This is a genomic window from Staphylococcus simulans (assembly GCF_025561465.1).
Taxonomy (GTDB): domain Bacteria; phylum Bacillota; class Bacilli; order Staphylococcales; family Staphylococcaceae; genus Staphylococcus; species Staphylococcus simulans.
In genome coordinates, this window is sequence record NZ_CP095100.1 from 2,533,349 (window position 1) to 2,552,633 (window position 19,285).

The following is a 19,285-nucleotide window of genomic DNA, read 5'->3' on the forward strand; positions in this document are numbered from 1 at the left end:
GATAGGAGGTTTATTTTTCATGGCAAAACAACCTAAATCAAAATTACGTCGTTTATCTAATACGTTAAATATTGTCGGTTATGGTATTGAAGCTTATAATGCTTATGCCTATGATTCTAAAAATCGTAAATTATCAAGCATCGGTTTAGCGATTAACGTCACAGGAGGCATTCTTGATTTCTATACAGCATTAAAATCAGGACGCTTCCTTACAAAAGTATTCTCATTCGCTAACTTAGCAACAGTCGTTGCAACTTCTTATAACCGCTTCAAATCATTAAAATCAAAATAAATTTAAAATGAAGGCTCTATTTTATGTCACTTGGATATAAAATAGAGCCTTCATTTTTTCGATGATACAACTTATTCCACTTATTCTATTTGAAGTTCCACTGAATTAAATCGCTGTCTTTGGTAGTTATGACAACCTATTCATCCAACTTAACACACAAAGTTTCACTTTCATTCAACTAATTTGTCCAATCTATTACAACTGATTATCAATTCATTTTTTAATAGCTTTAAATACAGATTGTGCAAGACTTTTCTTCAAAAGACTGCTATAATCGGTGGTAAATAGAGATATATTTCAATAGTACTTCTGCCTATCGACACAGTTTAGTATGCAGCAACACCTAGGAGGTAACAACATGAAACTTCAAATCACTGACGAAGCATTGAAATGGTTTAGAAACGAATTAGACTTAGAGCCAGGAGATAAGGTCAACTTCTACGTACAAGCTTATGTACACACTGGTTTACATGAACATTTTACAACTGCATTCAAGATTGAACCGCATGACAAAAACGCATCTGTATCAGTTACAGTCGACCGCATCACATTCTATATCAACGATTCTGATGAATGGTTCTTCAAAGGGCTAGACTTATTAGTAGATTACAACTCTGAAACAGATGAAATTGAATACAAAAGCACAAAACTATAAAATAACGAGAGGTATTGGTATAACCAGTTCCTCTCGTTTTTCATATTAAAAACCCAGAGGCCTATCCACCTCTGGGTTTAACATCCAAATTAATGAATGAAATTATAATAGCCGACTTGGCTTGCTGGAATTGTACGGTAAGTTGTGTAACCTGGGTTGCCTGTAAAGTTCATTTCAGACACCAATACACTGCCGTCACCATTAATACGTTCTACGAAAGCAACATGGCCGAAGTAACCTGCATCTGATTGTAAGATTGATCCTACTGTCGGGTTACGGTCTACTGTGTAACCATCTGCACGTGCTGCATTGTCCCAATTGTATGCATGCCACCAGTAAGTACTGATTGGTTTGCCGATTTGAGCACGACGGTTAAATGTATGCCATGTACATTGACCCCAGTCGTATAAATTAGAGTGATTGAAAACTGGTGAATAGTATCCACCTGTTGATGTTGATACACCTGGTGATGGCGAATTTGTATTCGCTGCAGTTGTACCTGTCACTTTTAATTTTTGACCTGGATAAATAAAGAAGTTATTCAAACCATTTAAACTCATAATGTTTTGGTAAGTTGTACCGTATTTAGATGCGATCAATGATAATGAATCACCTGGTTGCACTGTATATACTGAACCACCTGAAACACGTGTCGTATTAGAAGTTGTCGTACTGTTAGATGCTGTACCTGACACCTTCAATACTTGTCCTGGATGAATTAAGAAACCGTTTAAACCATTTAATCGCATAATATTTTGGTAAGTTGTACCGTATTTAGACGCGATTAATGATAATGAATCACCCGGTTGTACTGTATAAGTTGAACCACCTGAAACTGATGATCCACCTGAAGTACGTTGACTGCTTGTATTAGCAGAACCAGCTACTTTTAAGACCTGATTCGGGAAGATTAAGTTTGAACTTAAGTTGTTTAATGATTTAATGTTCGCAATTGACGTATTATGACGTTGAGCAATTGACCATAAAGAGTCACCAGCTTGGACTCTATAAGTCGTAGCTGCATCTGCAGCTCCAGCTGTTGCGATAGCAGAAACCGCACTTGTTCCTACAACAGCAGCAATAATTTTCTTTTGCAATGGAAATGCCTCCTGACAATAGTATATTCTCTCTTTCAGTCTTGAATCTTCTGTTCTGCCCCAACAGAAGTTCAATAACCGTTTTCTCTCTTTTCCACCTATACACTTAATTATTATACACATCATTGAGCAAGGCTATATTATTATTAGATGACATTTGTATTACAAAAGATTCTTTTAACTTTTTTAAATAGTAATGTAAGCGCTTAACTTATTGATATAATAGCTTTGTGTAGACCTAATAATCCTGAATCTCATACTATTCGTATCTCTTCTATTTAATACATTTTTGAAAGATTACAGCCTCATAACGTATTCAAAAACCTACTTTTCAAGAAGACTTTCTATCCTTTATTATCCAATACAAAGCTTCATCATATTAATCACACAATTTGATTAAATAATTTACAAAATTAACAAAAAGACAATACCCCTCTACAACTTTCATTGATAAGATAGTGTTGTATGCATGACATGCATATATAACTTCATACGAGATATAGAAAAGGAGGCTCCTCATGCACAAGCTACTTATCAGAACCTGCTTCTTAGTTGCGATGTTGTTCATGGTATTCAGTTTCACAAGTTTCGCGGCAGAAACAACGCAACCTGAAACTAATACAACAGATGTAAAAGTCGAACAGCCGGCACCGACACCTGCATCTGACACAACAACGCAATCAACACAAGCAACACCTGAACCTGTTCAACCATCAGCTTCACCAGAACAACCTGCAGAAGATGTTGCGTCAAAGACTGATTCAAATGAACCGGCAGTGACAACAGAACAGGCACCTACAGATAAAACAACACCACCGGCAACACAAACACAGACGGTTGAACCTAAAACAGAAGCAACTGTTCAATCAAATGAATCAGCGCAAAAGACAGCACCTTCAACTGAAGCTACTCCAGATACAACACCAGCTGTATCTGAACCTAAAGCAGCTGAACCGACACCTACAACGACACAACACACGAAAATTCTTCACACGAACGATATGCATGGACGTATCTTAGAAGAAGACGGACGTGTCATCGGGATGGCTAAATTAAAAACCGTCAAACAACAAGAAAATCCTGATTTAATGTTAGATTCTGGTGATGCTTTCCAAGGATTACCAATTTCAAACAATACGAAAGGTGCAGACATGGCAAATGCTATGAACGAAGTAGGTTACGACGCAATGGCAGTCGGTAACCATGAATTTGACTTCGGTGTTGAACAAGCACAAAAGTACAAAGAACAATTAAACTTCCCTATTCTTTCCGCAAATACATATAAAGATGGGAAGCTTATGTTTGACCCTTACACAATCGTGAACAAAAATGGGATTAACTACGGCATTATCGGTGTGACGACACCAGAAACAGCTGTCAAAACACACCCAGATAACATTAAAGGTGTCACATTTACAGAACCGATTCCTGCTGTCCAAAACATCATGAATCAAATTAAAGCTCAAACAGATATCTTTGTTATTTTATCCCACCTAGGCATTGATCCTTCAACTAAAGCAGAGTGGCGCGGAGATACACTTGCGGATACACTCGCACGTGACCGTCGTTTCTATGACAACGAAATCATCGTATTAGACGGCCATTCTCACTCAGTTATTGAAAATGGCAAAATTAATCGTAATACTTTACTAGCACAAACAGGAACAGCACTCGCTAATATCGGTAAAGTTGAATTCGATTATCAAAATGGGACTATCTCTAACTTGAATGCTTCATTAATCAACGTTAAAGATACAGCAGATGTTACACCAGACCCTGTTTTACAACAACAACTTGATGAAGCTAAAGCGAAATTCGATGCTCAAGTTTCAGAAGTCATTATTCCTAATAATACAATTCAATTCCAAGGTGAACGTGATGACGTGCGCAGACACGAAACAAACTTAGGTAACGCAATTGCGGACAGTATGGAAGCATACAGCCAAAACGGCTTTTCCCATCCTGCTGATTTCGCAGTCACAAATGGAGGCGGAATCCGTGCTTCTATCGACAAAAACCAAGATGTTACACTAGGCGATATCATTACTGTCTTACCTTTCGGCAACACGATTTCACAAATCCAAGTCAAAGGGACAGATGTCGCAAAAATGTTTGAACATAGTTTAAGCGCACCTGTTGAAAATGGACAATTAGGCGCTAACGGCGCGTTCTTGCATATTTCTAAATCAATTCGTGTTTATTACGATATTAATAAAGCGCCCGGCGAACGCGTGTTAAAAATCGAAGTATTAAACAAACAGACACAACAATTTGAAGCGTTAGATCCTAACCGTACTTACTACATGACTACAAATGACTTTACCGCTTCAGGCGGCGACGGTTACGACATGTTAGGCGGTTTACGTGAAGAAGGCGGCTCTTTAGATAAAGTCTTCTCAGATTACTTAAGAGAAGCAGACTTATCACAATACGACACTGACAAAATCAGCCGTATTATCAACGGTCAACCACCTGTGGCACAAACAGAGGAACAAGCAGATACAGAAACACAACCAGCAACTGGCGATACTGCACAACCAGCACCAAATACAACAACACCTGCAGTACCGACACAACCAGCATTACAACCTGTCGCAAGCACACAAACAACGCAACCAACAGCTTCAACTTCAAATGTAATTCCGTTCCCTGCAGCTACAACAACAGCACAAGCAGGTACATCACAAGTTAATGCGTCACAAAACAGCGCATCAATGACAGCACATCAAACAACTACAGCGCAGGTTAACTCAGCTGTGACAAACCTAGAGACAATTCAGTCTCATCTAACAACAAAAACTTCAAATGTTTACCCATTGCATGCCAACCATGCACAACAACAAGCTAAAACAGCTTCAACTACGAAAAATGACTCAAACACTGAACAGACTTTACCGGATACAGGAAGCAATGATCTTCCAGTATGGCCAATCGGTTTAGTATTGACAGGTTTAGGTGTGGCATATATCTCACGCAAACGAGATCATGCGGCATAAAAAACACAGCACAACTTCTGATTTTTCAGAGGTTGTGCTGTTTCTTTTTCTCACTTATGATTTTACTGTTTTCATCTCATAACTGTATGACTATTCAAATGTCTGAATCGTCATTTCAGGAATTCCAAAGTACTTCTCTAAGAATGCTTGATAATTATCAGGCGTTGTATCTTGAACAGTCTTCTCACCATTGACCAATAATGTTAAATGATTTTCAGTCAACGTATTACGTCCGACTTCGGTTGCTATTGTGATCAATAAACCTTGCACAAAGATAGAATCTGGACTGGATTGGTTAAATTCAATGCCATCTTTAAAATCATCTAATTGTTTCGGCTCATTTAATACACGATAACTAGTCTGCCATTGATGATTATCATTAGACCATTTTTCAATATCATAATGTGTCTCATCGACGTGATGCACACGATAACTGCCTGTCACGTCCTGCATACTCGTTTCATCCATCGGCAACGCAAACTTCGGCATATCTCCAAAACCGACATCTACAACATACGGTACACCTTCAATTACGACTTGAAGTGACATATGCGAACCTTCACGCGCCCACCCTTTTGGACTTAACACAGTTGCAGATAATGCCTTCACTTCAAAACCTTTATATTCCAGATAATGTTTAAAGAAATAATTCATTTCATAACAAAAGCCTCCACGTTGTTCATCAACAACTTTATGCATCATCGCTTCATCTGTTAACGCAAGCGGCCAGCCATTTTGTACATTGATATTCTCAAAGGGTACATGCAGCGCATATTGTCTGATATAGGCATTTAATGTTTCTAAACTTGTATCATGGTATTGATCAGTATCTATTTCTAAATATTGTTCTAGTCTTGCAAAATCCACCATACTTTATCTTCCCTTTCTATATATTTTGTTTTATTTGTTTAATATGTTTAATAGGCGTAGAATTAAATCGAAATTATTACGATTAAAGAGAAAGGAGTCGTTTTAGATGCATTACTTTAATTTTGATGCGTTACTTACACCGCATGAACATCAACAAAGACAATCTTTAATTCGAGAGATTGTTAAACAACCGACTACTCCCCCTGCATTTACAGACGCTTATCAAACATTACTTGATAAACATGTGATTGTTGTACAAGACCACCTTATCACTTGTCTCTATCCTTTTGCGACACATCCAACTTCATTTAAAGTTCAGCTTTCAGATCATACCACTGTCTATGCGATGTGTGCGATTGATGCATTAGGCATTCACTATGCCTTGAATGAACCGATTCATATAGAAGCACAATGCGCAGAAACGAAAGAACCGATTCAAATCTCACTTAAAAACGGTCAACTTAACACTGAGAATCCAGCTATCTATGTATTATTTAAAAACTTATGTTCAGAAACACAGTGTGCAGACAGTTGTTGTCCTGAAATTCAATTTTTCATCAATAAAAACGCATTAGATCAATACTATCACACACATATCAATCAAAATATTGCGGTCGAAAATCATACAACTTATCACGCTTTACCACTTACTGAAGCAGATACGGTTGCTAAAGAGATTTTCGAAATTCGCGAAATCAATGAATAGCAAATTGCTTAAATGATAAAGGTGCCTCTCCGACTTGGAAGGCACCTTTATTCTATACATCTTTATATGAAATTATTTTTGTAATTGGTCTAAAGCTTGTTTTAAATCAGCGACTAAGTCTTCTGTATCTTCAATACCAACAGATAAACGGATTAAACCGTCTTCAATACCTTCTTTTTCACGTACTTCTTTTGGAATAGAAGCGTGTGTCATTAGAGCAGGTACTGAAATTAAACTTTCCACTGCACCTAAGCTTTCAGCTAATGTGAAGTATTCTGTTTCACGAATCACTGCCTTTGCGGCATCAATATCAGAAACTACAAATGACACAACACCTGTATGACCTGATGCTTGGTTTTCATGTACATCGTGATTTGGATGACTTTCTAAGCTTGGATGATATACTTTTTGAACATTAGGGTGTTCCGCAAGCATTTTCGCAACTGCCACTGCACTACGGCTGACTTGTTCCATACGTAAACCTAATGTTTTAATACCACGAATTAATAAATAACTGTCTTGTGGTCCAAGCACACCGCCTGTTGAGTTTTGAATGAAGCCAAGACGTTCAGCTAAATCTTCATCGCTTGTTGCGAGTAAACCACCGATAACATCACTGTGGCCACCGATATATTTAGAAGCAGAATGTAAGACAATGTCTGCACCTAGTTTTAATGGATTTTGGAAATAAGGAGACATGAATGTATTATCCACTACAGAAATCAAATCATGCTTTTTCGCAATTTCTGCTGAAGCTTTAATATCCGTCACACGTAATAATGGGTTAGATGGTGTTTCAACCATTAACATTTTTGTTTCTGGTTTAATCGCTGCTTCAATTTTTTCAACTTCTGTTGTATCTACAAAGTCCGCATCAATACCAAAGCGATTGAACACTTTCGTCAACACTCGGAATGTACCGCCGTAGACATCAGAATTCACAACGATGTGGTCACCTTTATCTAATAACATGATAACTGCAGACATCGCGGCTACACCTGAGCCGAATGCGAAACCAAAACGTCCATATTCTATATCTGCAATCGCACTTTCTAGTGCAGCACGTGTTGGATTACCGCTACGTGAATATTCATAACCCTCACGCAAATCCCCGATATCATCTTGTAAATAAGTGCTTGTTTGATAAATCGGTGTCGTTACCGCACCTGTATAATCATCTGTTGTATGGCCGCCATGTACCATTTGTGTTTTCTTATTCATAAATCTTTAACTCCTTTACGCCTTATTTTTTCCCGAATAATTAAAAATCGATTTAGACATATAACGATCACTGCCGTCTGGGAAGACTGTGACAATCGTTCCTTTGTCTATACGTGCTTTAATTTCTAATGCACCTTGTAATGCGGCACCTGAGGAACTGCCTACTAACAGTCCTTCTTGTAGCGCAAGTTGTTTTACATTATGAAAGGCATCTTCATCTGTAATAGTTAAAATGTCCGTTACTAAACCTTTATCTAAGAAGCCCGGCCATTTTTCAGAACCGATACCTTCTGTGTCATGCAGGCGTTTTTTACCACCGTTTAACACTGACCCGACAGGTTCAACAATGACATTTTTAACACCGTGTTGTGCTAATACTTCGGCAGTTCCTGTAAATGTTCCGCCTGAACCGACACCTGCCACAAAGTAATCTACTTTCGGCAATTCTTTTAAGATTTCTTGTGCCATCGTATCTCGATACGCACCTGGATTATCTTCTGACTCAAACTGATTCGTATAATACGCACCATGTTCAGCCGCATAATCACGTGCCGCTTGTTGCGCACCTAACATACCGCCATTTTGCGGTGTACGAATCACTTTTGCGCCTAATGCTTCCATAATTGAAATCTTTTCTGACGCAAAACCGATCGGCGCATAAATCACACATTGTAAACCATAGTGGTTCGCCGCAATTGCTAAGCCAATACCCGTATTGCCTGCTGAGGCTTCCACTATTGTGTCACCGCGCTTAATTCGTCCACGTTCCATTGCTTGTTCAATTAAATATTTGCCTAAGCGGTCTTTTACACTGCCGCCAGGGTTGAATTGTTCTAGTTTTACATAAATTGATACTTTATCATCACTGAACGACTCTAATTTAACCAAAGGTGTATTGCCGATTAAATCAAATCCAATCATAGATGTCCTCCCCGTGAAATGCATGATGACAGGCCCGACTCCTGTTTCCCATCATTCATTCCCATTATTCCTATCGTACTGGTATGAATTATAGCGCAATGCAGTTGTAAATGCAATTTTCTCTTAAAGTGTAACTTAAAAATATTGATGTAACTTCATTGTGTCTATTCACAAATAATCAAAATAAAATTAAAAGTTAGGAGAGGATGCAACGTGCTTCACACGCACAATACTTTTAAAAACTTCATACAAACTATTTTTCTAGCAATTAAATGGATTATCATATCAATACTACTCATGAGTGCTTTTATGTATAGCTTATTATTTGCGACTGATCACTTTGAAAATCCGATAACACTATGTGTACTTTATATTATTATTCCGATACTCGTTTTATTCGTTTATCAGTATTATTTGAAAATATGTCATATACCTTCTTTATTCAACCCCAAATACGTTCAATCAACAAAATTAGGTTGATCTATCAAATTTTCCTTGATTACTGTTTCCTATTTTTCCACAAGTATTCTAAGTAGACTTGTTTACACAGGCGAGTCAGAGAATCAAAAGATTTTAAAAGAGAAAGCTGTTGATTTTCCTTCTTCATTTCTTGGTACTAGTTTTAATGCACCTATCATAGAAGAAGTAATATTTAGAGGTATGCTTTTTATCATTATTTTAACCGCCACTTCTTTTCTGTTTAACGAAACTAACCGCAAATCCATGTTTTTGAGAATGGCAATTTATGTAACACTTTCTACAATCATTTTCGGCTTTCTTCATGTGGTAGTCTCAGGCGATTACCAGCATGTTTTCCCTTATTTAGTTCCAGGATTCATTTACAGTATCGTTTTTGCATTAACTAGAGATATCAAAATCACTATCTTACTGCACATACTTAATAATTCTAGCGTTCACCTCTATGAATATAGCTATGAACAGATTAATGTTGTTATTAATATCTTGTTAGTTTTAACTGCACTTATAGGGTTACTTGTCTATCTTAAATCTGATGACTTTAAACAGTTGCGTCATAAGTGGGAGCATCACCAATATATAAAGCTAAAGCGTAAATTCAATAAGGTGGAGACTCCATAAAGCTTACTGGATACATTCTCAAATTAAGTTAGATATTGAGACTAAATAGTAAAAAATTCCCGCTGCATGCATGATGCAACGGGAATTTTATTTTGTGATTCATTTTATTTTAATTAAAGAATTGGATGACGAAAACTAAGAGTATTACCACAGGCAAGACATATTTAACTAAGTAATACCAAGGCATAAAAATTTTCAAACGATCATTACCAAATACTGATTTCAGGTCTTCTTTTTTCAATAATTGACCGACAAATAAAGTCGTCGCAAGTGCGCCTAAAGGCATTAAAATATTAGAAACTAAAAAGTCCATATTGTCGAAAATCGTACCCGCTAAAAAGTGTATATGACTTAATGTACTAAATGATAAAGTTGCTGGGATACTGATAATAAAGACTAATATACTGCCGATTAAAGCTACTTTACCACGTTTACGGTTGTCATTCTTAGTAAAGTTAGACACATTCAATTCCAGTAATGAAATGGATGATGTTAACGCTGCGAATAAGAATAAAATCAAGAAGATGAAATAAAATCCTGGACCAAAGCTCATTTTCTCAAATACATGCGGCAGTACTTTAAAGAGTAAGCCAGGACCTTCTTCTGGTTTATAACCAAACGCATTGATTGCAGGGAAGATCGCTAAACCTGCAAGTAATGCCACAATAATATTCATAATTACAATGGATAACGCAGAAGTTTTAATCGTCATTTCTTTAGGGGCATAACTTGCGTACGTAATCATCCCTGTCGTTCCTAATGAGAGGGCGAAGAATGATTGGCCAAGCGCAAAGAGAATACCTTCCATAGATAGCTCTTCCATACGTGGTTCTAATAAGAAACGTACACCTTCAGAAGCACCTTCTAATGAGAGTGAACGTACCACAATTAATATTAAAAAGATGAACAGCAAAGGCATCATAACTTTAGATGCTTTCTCAAGCCCATGCTCAACACCTAACATAACAATTACCATCGTCACTAAGATAAAAGAACCTTGTCCTAACATGGTATAAAGCGGACTTGAGATGACTTGTTCAAATTGAATACTGCCAAGTGTCCCGTCTCTTAGTCCTATTATCTGCATCGCAACTTGTGCGATATAAATCATAATCCAACCACCAACAACGCTATAGAAACCAAATAAGACAAAGACAGCGAGGTTACCGCTCCAGCCAATAACATTTGTCCATTTCTTATTTGATAATTTACCGAAAATAGCGGTTGTATAAGTTCTTCCAAGCTTACCGATTGTAAATTCCATAATGAGTAACGGCAAGCCTATAAAAATTGTAAATATTAAAAACATAAGTAGAAACGCACCGCCGCCATAGATACCAGCCATATATGGGAATTTCCACATGGCCCCTAATCCGATGGCCGAACCTGCGCTTGCTAAAATAAATCCGGTTGAGGTTTTCCACTGTGATTGTTTCGACACGCTGCTCATCCTTTTCTGTTATTTTCAGGCTAAAAACTAATTTACTTTAAAGCGTTAAAGCGTTCATGTAAGTAAGTATACTATAACACAAATATAGCAATCCCTCAACTAGCAATTAAACAGAATATCTTGTTGTAACCTTGTCATCATAGGCTTTCTCATATATTTTCGATTTTTTCTATCTCGTATCTCTTAAAGCTACTTAACATTGCTTATGCATTCATTTTCAACTCAAAATGGCATAAAAAAAGATTACCCTTTTGGATAATCTCATCTTGCTTTAAAGTTACGATCAATATGCACTTATTCTAATTCCAGCAAAGCGTTTAATGTTGCTTCAACATCTTTTTCCATAGTATATCTGCGATAACTTAATTCATCAAAGTAATTAACGAAAGTTGTTCTAATAAAGCCACTTTCCATAATACCTAACATTAAATCTTTAAACTCTCTGATAGGCATTGAAATGTCATTTACCTCGTAATAAAGTTCTAAAATACGATTCAATTTACTATGCAGTGTAGCAATACCTTGATACAGTTGTTCTTTAAACTCATCTGGTGCTTGGTTAAATTGTATATACATACGTAAATAACTGATGTTAGGTTTAAAAACCATATCTATGATAAATTGACGTAAGTTTTCTAAAGTACGTTGCGATATATTTTCTTGTAAGTCTAAGATTCTATTAAAATATTGGATAATTCTATTTGAACATGCTTCATAAATATTAGCTTTGCTTGGGAAATAATAGTATAAGCTCGCTTTTTTTATAGATACACTGTTGGCTATTTCTTCTAAAGTACAACCATAGTATCCTTTTTTCGCAAATAGCTCAATCGCGTTGTTGACTATTTCGTTTTTCATAACGAAATCCCTCCAATTCATCTTTCTCTTTCTCTTCTTGGGTGGAAATATCTATTTTTCAGGGTAATTAGTTTTTGTTTGTTGATTTACAATCGAATACTCTATATTTAACTATCACAGTCAACACACGGTTCGAGTGTTCGTAGAAAATTTAATAGTAAAAGTACTCTTATGGCCATCTTATCATATACGAACACTCTGAAAAAAACATTATCTTGTATGATTTTACGCTACTTTCGTTGTTAAGTAAAACGGTTTCACAAAAATTCATTTTAATCTTACATAAAATTAATGATTTTTTCTATGATTTTTTGTTTCTCTGTGCTTCTTGTCATTAAATGACCTGAATCCTCAAAACATCCAGTTTCAATATCCGATGCATGAACCAACTTTTTAGCGATGCTATCTACACTTTCCTTATACGAAACATCATCTTTTCCACCGTATAATAACAGTGTCGGTGCTTTGATTCTGCCAAGCTCATTCATGGTTTGATTCACAAACGCTTCAAAATGGGCGGCACCCTCTTGATAAGCAGGCACATATGCCATTTCTTCTGCTTGTTCCTCTTCAGTACAACCAATATAGTATTGTAGTCGTGTACCATAATGGTTCAATCTGCTTAACACACCTTCTGCAGATTTATGATAAGGCACTGACATCCCAATCACACGATCTACGTCAAATTGTTCAGCTATTTTTAATGCAAAAATACCACCTAACGACACGCCAAGAACAGTGATTTTACGGTATCCCTTTGCATGTAGAAAACCATAAGCCGCTTCTGCATCTTCCCACCAATCTCTAATATCATATTGTACGAACTCAGAAACAGGCAGACCATGCCCCCTATAACAAGGCGCATAACAGGTATAACCCTCTTTATGTAATGCTTCTGCTACTTCTTTGACATCTTGTACAGTCCCAGTAAAAGAATGCAACAACAACACCGCTTCATCTCCCCCTTCCAAAAAGAGATGTTTCGGTGCTTTCACCTTCAACATACTTACTCACCTCCAACACATTCGTATTAATTCTATTATAGGTTCTCTTTCCTCCTTATTTCCACCTTCAATTAAACGCCATTAAATATTGTAAAACTCTTAACAAAAAAGACTAAGAACGTTTAAAATTTGTTCTTAGTCTTACACCGTTATGTTATTTATTTAAGATGTGCCATCGCGCTTTCTTCTTGTTGAATGCGTACATATAGTGAAACTGCATACGGAATAAGCAGTACACTTACTGGATAAGCTTGTGTTAATAAAATCACACCGATTAATTCAGGAATAATATTTAAGAAGTAATTGGGATGTTTAACGAATTTAAAGAGCCCTGATTTTACAATATGATGTTCTTTAAGTATGTAGACCTTCAACGTCCAAATTGGACCTAGTGTACGAATGACCCAAAACAACATCACATAACTGACGATCAGTAATACGAGGCCAATTTGTGATACTACATTAAATGCGGGTTGAGCGATTGTCGCATAAACAAAGCTGACCACATAAATTAAAATATGTAATAACGCAAGATATTTTGAGTTCTTTGCGCCATATTGCACTGCACCTTGCGCAATCAATTCACGCTCATGACGAATAGAGATGGATAAAGAGTATAAGCGAATAATAAAGAATAAACCTAGAATCATTAAAACCATAAAAAGCGTAACCTGCCTTTTCTCAAAGAATTAAAAAATCCGAATTTTGAACGATAGCCAAAATCCGGATATCCAACGAATAAGGATAATTGGTTTCATATAGCGGTCAACTAATGAAAATCCATAGAAAATAATTACTTAATTTCCTATTTTCAGTGTAGCGTTTTGTATCTGCATACACCATAAACCAAAGTTTAATAAATTCTTAATTCGAGTTAACAAAATAGATTACAAACGAATGAGACACTGAATTATATACCTATCTTATTCATCTTTTTGTTATGCGTTGTTCACCGTTTAGTTTTTGTATATACTACAAATTAACTAACATACATACAATCCCTCTTTATGTACACGCTTAGCCCAATCACAAAATCAAAGAGACATTGTATAGAGAAAGTGGTAGTCATTTATGTTACAAGCGATACTTCATGGTGTTTTGTTAGCGTTAGGTCTGATTTTGCCTTTAGGCGCACAAAATGTCTTTGTGTTTAATCAAGGTGCGAATCAGAAAAAATTGACGCATGCTTTACCTGTCATCCTCACTGCAGGATTTTGTGACACATTTTTAATTGTAGTCGCAATACTCGGTGTGTCTTTGATTTTAATGTCTATACCGACGTTACAATTAGTGATTTATATCATTGGTTTTGTATTCTTAATCTATATGGCTTGGTCACTTTGGAAAGAAAAGCCTTCTAATATTGATGAAATTGAACCGATGAGTCCTAAGAAACAAATTCTATTTGCGCTCTCTGTTTCCTTACTTAACCCACACGCTATTATGGATACAGTCGGTGTCATTGGGACAAGTGCCTCAATCTATGAAGGGGATGACAAATTGGCCTTTTCTATCGCCACCATCTCCATTTCTTGGATTTGGTTTATCTTCTTGGCAGTTTTAGGACGTATAGTCGGCACTGTCGATAAGTCTGGCAAATTCATTTTAATTCTTAACAAAGTATCCAGCGTTATCGTTTTTTTGGTCGCGTTGATTATATTAAAGAATATTCTCGCTTTAATACTCTGAATTTAAAAAGATCTATCCGTATTAATTTAGCTTCTGTGTCTGCAGAAGCTTTTTATTATACTTTCACATATTAAAAAGCACTCAGCACTTTTTGAATTTTAGTCAAAAAGCCTGAGTGCTTGATTACGGGGGTTGATTGAATTGGTCTGGAGGTCCTTCAATCACGTGTCTATTAAGCTATTATTTAAGTTTATTGTTCGTTCACAACTTTCACTGCTTCATTAAGTGACTCTTCAGTAATGCCGTGTGATTGTGTCCAATGTGTTGTAACATTCGCACCTGAACGTTGGAATAAATCAATTAAACGTTCACTTTCAGATACAGGTACGATAGGGTCATGCGTACCCATTGAAAGATAGATGTCTGTGCCACTTAAATCTTTCACATGGTCAATGTGTGTTGGATAAAGCCCTGCGAATAATAATGCTTTCGCAAATTTAGTTTCCTCACGTAATAGTAAGTTAATCGCAATGTTCGTACCGTTTGAGAAACCAACTAAGATTGCATTTTCTAAATCAAAGTCATATTCTTTTGCGGCTGCTTGTAAGAACTCATATAATTCTGTGCCGCGTTCTTCTAAGTCTTTCCAATCATATTGACCTTCACCATGACGTTTGAAGAAACGTGTCATACCATTTTCATCCACATTTCCTTTCACACCTAACATGTTATAGTTTGGGTTCAAACGTAATGCGAGCGGGAATAAATCAGATTCGTCTCCACCTGTTCCGTGTAATAAGATGAATGTAGGTTGATCTGAACTTTGACCTTTTCTAAAAATGTGCTTCATTGTATCTAAAGCCATGATACCTGCCTCCTTAGTGATAAATTATTGATTTGTACGGCCTGGTTGGTTGTGGCGCGTTGTTTCAATATGACGTACTTGTGCTTCGATTTGTTCTCTTTTTGGTTCCAAGAATGGTGGTAATGATAAGATTTCACCTACTGTTTCGTATGGTTCATCTCCCATGAAACCTGGACCATCTGTCGCAATTTCAATTAAGATACCTGGATAGAATTTAGAATAAAGTGATTTGAAGAAGTAACGTTCTACAAATCCAGAGTTGCCGATTTGATATTTATTCAAACGGTCAATCCAGACATCTAATTCATCTTTATCTGCCACACGGAACGCAGTGTGATGGATTGTACCATAACCTTGCATACCTGGGTTGCCGCCAAGTTTACGTACGATAACTTGTCCGCCGTTACCGCCTTTTCCTGTTTCGAATAAGTGATAGTCGCCTTCGGATTCAACTTCTTTATAGCCGTATACCTCTTCGAAAATTTGTTTGAATGGATCGAAACGGCTCACGTTTAATTCGATAGGTCCTAAACCAACAATCGCATATTCTTCTGGTACTGGCGCATTTTTCCAAGCAACACCTGGTTCTACACTGTCTGCTGAATCTGATTCATCAGAAATTAATGTGTAAAGCTGGCCATCAAAATCTTCAAAACGTAAGATTTTTTTACCGAATAGTTCTGTTGGCGCTTCATGTTTCACGTCAAACTCACTTAAACGGTCATTCCAAAATTCAATCGCCGCATCTGATGGTACACGTAATGTAATACGTGCAATTTCATCTGTTCCATGTGTACCTTTAGGAATTCCAGGGAAATCGAAGAATGTGACATCTGTTCCTGCATTCCCTTCATCATCCGCAAAGAATAAATGATACGTTTGGATATCATCTTGGTTTACTGTTTTTTTCACTAATCTTAGACCTAATACGTCTGTAAAGAAATCATATATTTTAATCGCATCACTTGTAATCGCAGTGACATGGTGCATACCTTTTAAGTTGTTGTTGTTCATTTATTTCATCTCCTTATCTTTGAATAACTTCCCTTTTCTACTCTTTTCTATCTTATAATGAGGACGTTGTTCTTCTGATATACTTATTATACTTCATATAATAATACTACTTTAGGAATAATGCAAGTATTTATGCTCATACATAAAAAAAGACCCCAAACTTGATATTTTGGAGCCCATTCACTATTGGTTAATCGCAGATTTTTGAACAAACTGCAATTCATAGATTGGATTTTCATCTAATTGATTGAAACTATCGATTTTACCGAATAACTCTATATGCTGTGTTTTACGGCTTAAGTTGTGTTTGAAGTTTATATCTACTTTTAAAGCTGCTTCATAGCCATTCTGTTGAATCGTTTCTTCTAATTCATGAAAGACACCTTCATTAATAGGCACAAGATAATACTCTTTACTTGGTAAAATACTGACATATTTCCTTTGAAGTACTTCTTCTTTACCCATGTGTGTGATTGTAACTATCACTTCTTTTGCGGCACCGCCGCCTAAGTTATACAGCTTTAAAAAGCGATTACTATCTTGGTTTGCTGCGCTGATATTAAATAACTTCAATCGATCATTTTTACTTGTCTGCAGTAAAATTTGATTAAAACCAATGGCTGGCGTAAATGAAATACGCAGTTGATAGAGTTGAATCGATACAGACACTAAATAGAACAAAGCCATAATAAATGTCCCGATAGATCCAATGGCTGATAACAGATTAATCATATATTTCTCCTTTCTTTCATTTTCGCAAAAGACATTCTAACGTATACACAAACGAGAAAAAAGTAATTAAACTTATATACGAAAATAAATTTAAAAATATTAATTTTATCAATATAAAGAAGCACCTAGACAGAACTTCTCTGCTTAGGTGCTCATAGTGATAACTTTAATTAATTTCTACTGTACCTGTATCTGATTCTAATTCAATTGTGTGCGAAGCATTGCCATAACGTTTTGCTTTTAAAGCAGGTTGATGAATATCCATATCTACATCTTCTTTATGAATAACCTTAGTATTTTTAGGTGGTTCTGCATAATCTACCTCAATATCACCTGTGTCTGATTGTACTTGGAGATTCACATCGCCTTTGATACCTTTGACTTCAGTATCGCCAGTATCATTTCCAATCCTCATATTTTTGAAAAGTGTTTGCGTGATTTCAATATCACCTGTATCACTTGTTAAATCTGCTTTATTAAGATCAGCTGCTTTTAACACTAACTCTCCTGTATCCAATTGCGCTTCTAAATGATTCGCTTTTAAACCTTCAATTGTCATGTCTCCTGTATCATTATAAATTGTCACATCTGACAATTGACGTTCAGGTACTGTAATTGTGATAGTACTGTTTGTAATATTTCCAAATGTAAAATTGATCGTAGGGTTTGGAAGTTTTGATTCAACTGCTAATGTATCACCTTTGATAGTACTGTTAATTTTTGTTTTTCCTTTAATACCACCTTCCCCCTTAACATGGAAGTGGTCACCTTTTTTAATGATGACGTTTGATGTATCCGTATTGATTTTCAAGTTTTTTATTTTCGCATCTTCATGCTTATAGTCTTTTGTGTAATGAATTGGATTATCAGCTTTTTTAAGTTGCTTTTTTCCTTCTACATAGCCCGCAATTCCGAAACCGACTGTAATCACTAAGCCTATACTAAAGATAATCAACAATGCTTTTTTCATGATTGCGCACTTCCTTTCACAACTTTAATATTCCAACGTAAATATTTCATAAAGAGAACGAAGCTCCATTTATAAGCAAGGTACGTTACTGTAAATAACATCAATCCGATTCCAAAGCATATAAATGAAACGTAGATATCTAGAGGAATAATTTCTCCAAATCCATCTATCATGCCTTTGACCAGTAAGAATATAGGTGCAGCTAGAAAAGTAAGCGTCGCCACACCTAAAGATAAAAGCACACCGAACCATGTCGCAATTACAATGGTAATAACGAAGAAGTTTAAAATACTTAATCCCATAACCGCTAACACAGCATTCGTGACATTGCCGGCATTGCGAGAAGATTCTGCTTTATCTACCGCCGCATTCGCACTCATTTCACGCCCGATGTCTTTCGGATTACCTAATTCCCGGGAAATTTCTTCTTCAGTTTTTCCTGCTTCTTTACCACTGATGAAGTGTGTTTCATACTCGTTTAAAATATCTTGGCGTTCTTCCGGTGAAACGCGCGTTAAATAACGATTTAATAACTGTAAATATTCTTGTTTACTCATCTCTCTCACTCTCCTCAATAAATAAATCTACAGCTTCTGTAAAGGCCTTCCATTCTTCAAGTAGTGCTTCTAAACGTTCATGACCTTCTTCGGTAATTCGGTAATACTTGCGTGCTGGTCCTTCTGTCGACGGTTTAAAATAAGTTGTTAAATAACCTTCCTTAACTAAACGGCGCATTAAAGGATAGACGGTACCTTCTGCGATTGTGATACGCGGTGTTATCTTTTGTACAAGTGAATAGCCATACTGATCTTCACCTTGAATAATAAGCAAGACTAAAAATTCAAGTGCGCCTTTCTTAAATTGTATATTCATAGCAAACCTCCAACACATTATTCAGTACTGTTTA

The 19,285-nt window shown here is 36.3% G+C and carries 20 protein-coding genes; 6 read left to right on the top strand and 14 right to left on the bottom strand.

Going from position 1 to position 19,285, the window contains the following annotated elements:
* Window positions 1-19: 19 nt before the first annotated feature.
* Window positions 20-292 carry a hypothetical protein gene (locus MUA87_RS12040; RefSeq protein WP_023014927.1) on the top strand — a complete coding sequence of 91 codons (273 nt, stop codon included), beginning with the start codon at window positions 20-22 and terminating at the stop codon, window positions 290-292.
* Window positions 293-650: 358 nt separating this feature from the next.
* Window positions 651-947 (top strand): HesB/YadR/YfhF family protein, encoded by a 297-nt coding sequence (locus MUA87_RS12045; protein WP_002480381.1) that lies wholly within the window; start codon window positions 651-653, stop codon window positions 945-947.
* A gap of 89 nt (window positions 948-1,036) precedes the next feature.
* Here the strand turns inward: MUA87_RS12045 and MUA87_RS12050 are convergent, their stop codons facing one another.
* Window positions 1,037-2,044, bottom strand: coding sequence for a LysM peptidoglycan-binding domain-containing protein (locus MUA87_RS12050; protein WP_002480380.1), 1,008 nt, complete (start codon window positions 2,042-2,044; stop codon window positions 1,037-1,039).
* Between the two features lie 518 nt (window positions 2,045-2,562).
* Here MUA87_RS12050 and MUA87_RS12055 point away from each other — a divergent pair.
* A complete protein-coding gene (locus tag MUA87_RS12055) occupies window positions 2,563-5,040 on the top strand; it encodes a 5'-nucleotidase C-terminal domain-containing protein (protein ID WP_262550888.1) in 2,478 nt (825 codons plus the stop codon).
* A 90-nt stretch (window positions 5,041-5,130) separates the two neighbouring features.
* Here MUA87_RS12055 and MUA87_RS12060 read toward each other — a convergent pair whose 3' ends face one another.
* On the bottom strand, window positions 5,131-5,910 hold the full coding sequence (locus MUA87_RS12060; protein WP_002480378.1) for an arylamine N-acetyltransferase family protein: 780 nt from the start codon (window positions 5,908-5,910) through the stop codon (window positions 5,131-5,133).
* A gap of 106 nt (window positions 5,911-6,016) precedes the next feature.
* Between MUA87_RS12060 and merB the strand changes: the two genes are divergently transcribed.
* Complete coding sequence (gene merB / locus MUA87_RS12065) at window positions 6,017-6,616, top strand: organomercurial lyase (RefSeq protein WP_002480377.1); 600 nt, start codon at window positions 6,017-6,019, stop codon at window positions 6,614-6,616.
* A gap of 72 nt (window positions 6,617-6,688) precedes the next feature.
* Here the strand turns inward: merB and MUA87_RS12070 are convergent, their stop codons facing one another.
* Both MUA87_RS12070 and MUA87_RS12075 read right to left on the bottom strand, forming a co-directional pair.
* Window positions 6,689-7,837, bottom strand: coding sequence for a bifunctional cystathionine gamma-lyase/homocysteine desulfhydrase (locus MUA87_RS12070; RefSeq protein WP_061054942.1), 1,149 nt, complete (start codon window positions 7,835-7,837; stop codon window positions 6,689-6,691).
* 15 nt (window positions 7,838-7,852) lie between these two features.
* The gene (locus MUA87_RS12075) at window positions 7,853-8,758 is read right to left on the bottom strand and encodes a PLP-dependent cysteine synthase family protein (protein ID WP_262550890.1); all 906 of its coding nucleotides are present in this window, start codon (window positions 8,756-8,758) and stop codon (window positions 7,853-7,855) included.
* A gap of 495 nt (window positions 8,759-9,253) precedes the next feature.
* Here MUA87_RS12075 and MUA87_RS12080 point away from each other — a divergent pair, with 495 nt between their 5' ends.
* Window positions 9,254-9,856: a CPBP family intramembrane glutamic endopeptidase gene (locus MUA87_RS12080; protein ID WP_262550892.1), complete on the top strand. Its 603-nt coding sequence runs from the start codon at window positions 9,254-9,256 to the stop codon at window positions 9,854-9,856.
* 109 nt (window positions 9,857-9,965) lie between these two features.
* On the opposite strand, the gene MUA87_RS12085 is transcribed toward MUA87_RS12080, so the two are convergent.
* The 4 genes from MUA87_RS12085 to MUA87_RS12100 form a co-directional block, all read right to left on the bottom strand.
* A complete protein-coding gene (locus MUA87_RS12085) occupies window positions 9,966-11,297 on the bottom strand; it encodes a sodium-dependent transporter (protein WP_060804219.1) in 1,332 nt (443 codons plus the stop codon).
* A 303-nt stretch (window positions 11,298-11,600) separates the two neighbouring features.
* Window positions 11,601-12,164 (bottom strand): TetR/AcrR family transcriptional regulator, encoded by a 564-nt coding sequence (locus MUA87_RS12090; protein WP_057510339.1) that lies wholly within the window; start codon window positions 12,162-12,164, stop codon window positions 11,601-11,603.
* Between the two features lie 278 nt (window positions 12,165-12,442).
* The gene (locus tag MUA87_RS12095; protein ID WP_023014919.1) at window positions 12,443-13,168 is read right to left on the bottom strand and encodes an alpha/beta hydrolase; all 726 of its coding nucleotides are present in this window, start codon (window positions 13,166-13,168) and stop codon (window positions 12,443-12,445) included.
* A gap of 158 nt (window positions 13,169-13,326) precedes the next feature.
* The gene (locus tag MUA87_RS12100) at window positions 13,327-13,827 is read right to left on the bottom strand and encodes an isoprenylcysteine carboxyl methyltransferase family protein (RefSeq protein ID WP_023014918.1); all 501 of its coding nucleotides are present in this window, start codon (window positions 13,825-13,827) and stop codon (window positions 13,327-13,329) included.
* 412 nt (window positions 13,828-14,239) lie between these two features.
* Between MUA87_RS12100 and MUA87_RS12105 the strand changes: the two genes are divergently transcribed.
* Window positions 14,240-14,857, top strand: coding sequence for a LysE/ArgO family amino acid transporter (locus tag MUA87_RS12105; RefSeq protein ID WP_262550930.1), 618 nt, complete (start codon window positions 14,240-14,242; stop codon window positions 14,855-14,857).
* 190 nt (window positions 14,858-15,047) lie between these two features.
* Here MUA87_RS12105 and MUA87_RS12110 read toward each other — a convergent pair whose 3' ends face one another.
* The 6 genes from MUA87_RS12110 to MUA87_RS12135 all read right to left on the bottom strand — a co-directional run bounded on the left by MUA87_RS12110 (window position 15,048) and on the right by MUA87_RS12135 (window position 19,251).
* Complete coding sequence (locus tag MUA87_RS12110) at window positions 15,048-15,647, bottom strand: alpha/beta hydrolase (protein ID WP_031262377.1); 600 nt, start codon at window positions 15,645-15,647, stop codon at window positions 15,048-15,050.
* A gap of 39 nt (window positions 15,648-15,686) precedes the next feature.
* Entirely contained in the window at window positions 15,687-16,676 is a 990-nt protein-coding gene (locus MUA87_RS12115) for a ring-cleaving dioxygenase (protein WP_023014916.1), read from the bottom strand.
* A gap of 183 nt (window positions 16,677-16,859) precedes the next feature.
* The gene (locus MUA87_RS12120) at window positions 16,860-17,408 is read right to left on the bottom strand and encodes a hypothetical protein (protein WP_002480366.1); all 549 of its coding nucleotides are present in this window, start codon (window positions 17,406-17,408) and stop codon (window positions 16,860-16,862) included.
* A 166-nt stretch (window positions 17,409-17,574) separates the two neighbouring features.
* On the bottom strand, window positions 17,575-18,378 hold the full coding sequence (locus tag MUA87_RS12125; RefSeq protein ID WP_262550933.1) for a DUF4097 domain-containing protein: 804 nt from the start codon (window positions 18,376-18,378) through the stop codon (window positions 17,575-17,577).
* On the bottom strand, window positions 18,375-18,935 hold the full coding sequence (locus tag MUA87_RS12130) for a DUF1700 domain-containing protein (protein WP_262550935.1): 561 nt from the start codon (window positions 18,933-18,935) through the stop codon (window positions 18,375-18,377). The genes MUA87_RS12125 and MUA87_RS12130 overlap by 4 nt, the downstream gene beginning before the upstream one ends.
* On the bottom strand, window positions 18,928-19,251 hold the full coding sequence (locus MUA87_RS12135) for a PadR family transcriptional regulator (RefSeq protein WP_002480363.1): 324 nt from the start codon (window positions 19,249-19,251) through the stop codon (window positions 18,928-18,930). Before MUA87_RS12135 ends, MUA87_RS12130 begins: the two co-directional genes overlap by 8 nt.
* Window positions 19,252-19,285 lie beyond the last annotated feature (34 nt).

Excerpts from the sequence above, each read along its gene's own strand:
- MUA87_RS12040 (WP_023014927.1), top strand. The coding sequence starts at position 20 with ATGGCAAAACAACCTAAATCAAAATTACGTCGTTTATCTAATACGTTA.
- MUA87_RS12045 (WP_002480381.1), top strand. The coding sequence starts at position 651 with ATGAAACTTCAAATCACTGACGAAGCATTGAAATGGTTTAGAAACGAA.
- MUA87_RS12055 (WP_262550888.1), top strand. The coding sequence starts at position 2,563 with ATGCACAAGCTACTTATCAGAACCTGCTTCTTAGTTGCGATGTTGTTC.
- MUA87_RS12060 (WP_002480378.1), bottom strand. The coding sequence starts at position 5,910 with ATGGTGGATTTTGCAAGACTAGAACAATATTTAGAAATAGATACTGAT.
- merB (WP_002480377.1), top strand. The coding sequence starts at position 6,017 with ATGCATTACTTTAATTTTGATGCGTTACTTACACCGCATGAACATCAA.
- MUA87_RS12070 (WP_061054942.1), bottom strand. The coding sequence starts at position 7,837 with ATGAATAAGAAAACACAAATGGTACATGGCGGCCATACAACAGATGAT.
- MUA87_RS12075 (WP_262550890.1), bottom strand. The coding sequence starts at position 8,758 with ATGATTGGATTTGATTTAATCGGCAATACACCTTTGGTTAAATTAGAG.
- MUA87_RS12090 (WP_057510339.1), bottom strand. The coding sequence starts at position 12,164 with ATGAAAAACGAAATAGTCAACAACGCGATTGAGCTATTTGCGAAAAAA.
- MUA87_RS12095 (WP_023014919.1), bottom strand. The coding sequence starts at position 13,168 with ATGTTGAAGGTGAAAGCACCGAAACATCTCTTTTTGGAAGGGGGAGAT.
- MUA87_RS12100 (WP_023014918.1), bottom strand. The coding sequence starts at position 13,827 with ATGGTTTTAATGATTCTAGGTTTATTCTTTATTATTCGCTTATACTCT.
- MUA87_RS12105 (WP_262550930.1), top strand. The coding sequence starts at position 14,240 with ATGTTACAAGCGATACTTCATGGTGTTTTGTTAGCGTTAGGTCTGATT.
- MUA87_RS12110 (WP_031262377.1), bottom strand. The coding sequence starts at position 15,647 with ATGAAGCACATTTTTAGAAAAGGTCAAAGTTCAGATCAACCTACATTC.
- MUA87_RS12115 (WP_023014916.1), bottom strand. The coding sequence starts at position 16,676 with ATGAACAACAACAACTTAAAAGGTATGCACCATGTCACTGCGATTACA.
- MUA87_RS12120 (WP_002480366.1), bottom strand. The coding sequence starts at position 17,408 with ATGATTAATCTGTTATCAGCCATTGGATCTATCGGGACATTTATTATG.
- MUA87_RS12125 (WP_262550933.1), bottom strand. The coding sequence starts at position 18,378 with ATGAAAAAAGCATTGTTGATTATCTTTAGTATAGGCTTAGTGATTACA.
- MUA87_RS12130 (WP_262550935.1), bottom strand. The coding sequence starts at position 18,935 with ATGAGTAAACAAGAATATTTACAGTTATTAAATCGTTATTTAACGCGC.
- MUA87_RS12135 (WP_002480363.1), bottom strand. The coding sequence starts at position 19,251 with ATGAATATACAATTTAAGAAAGGCGCACTTGAATTTTTAGTCTTGCTT.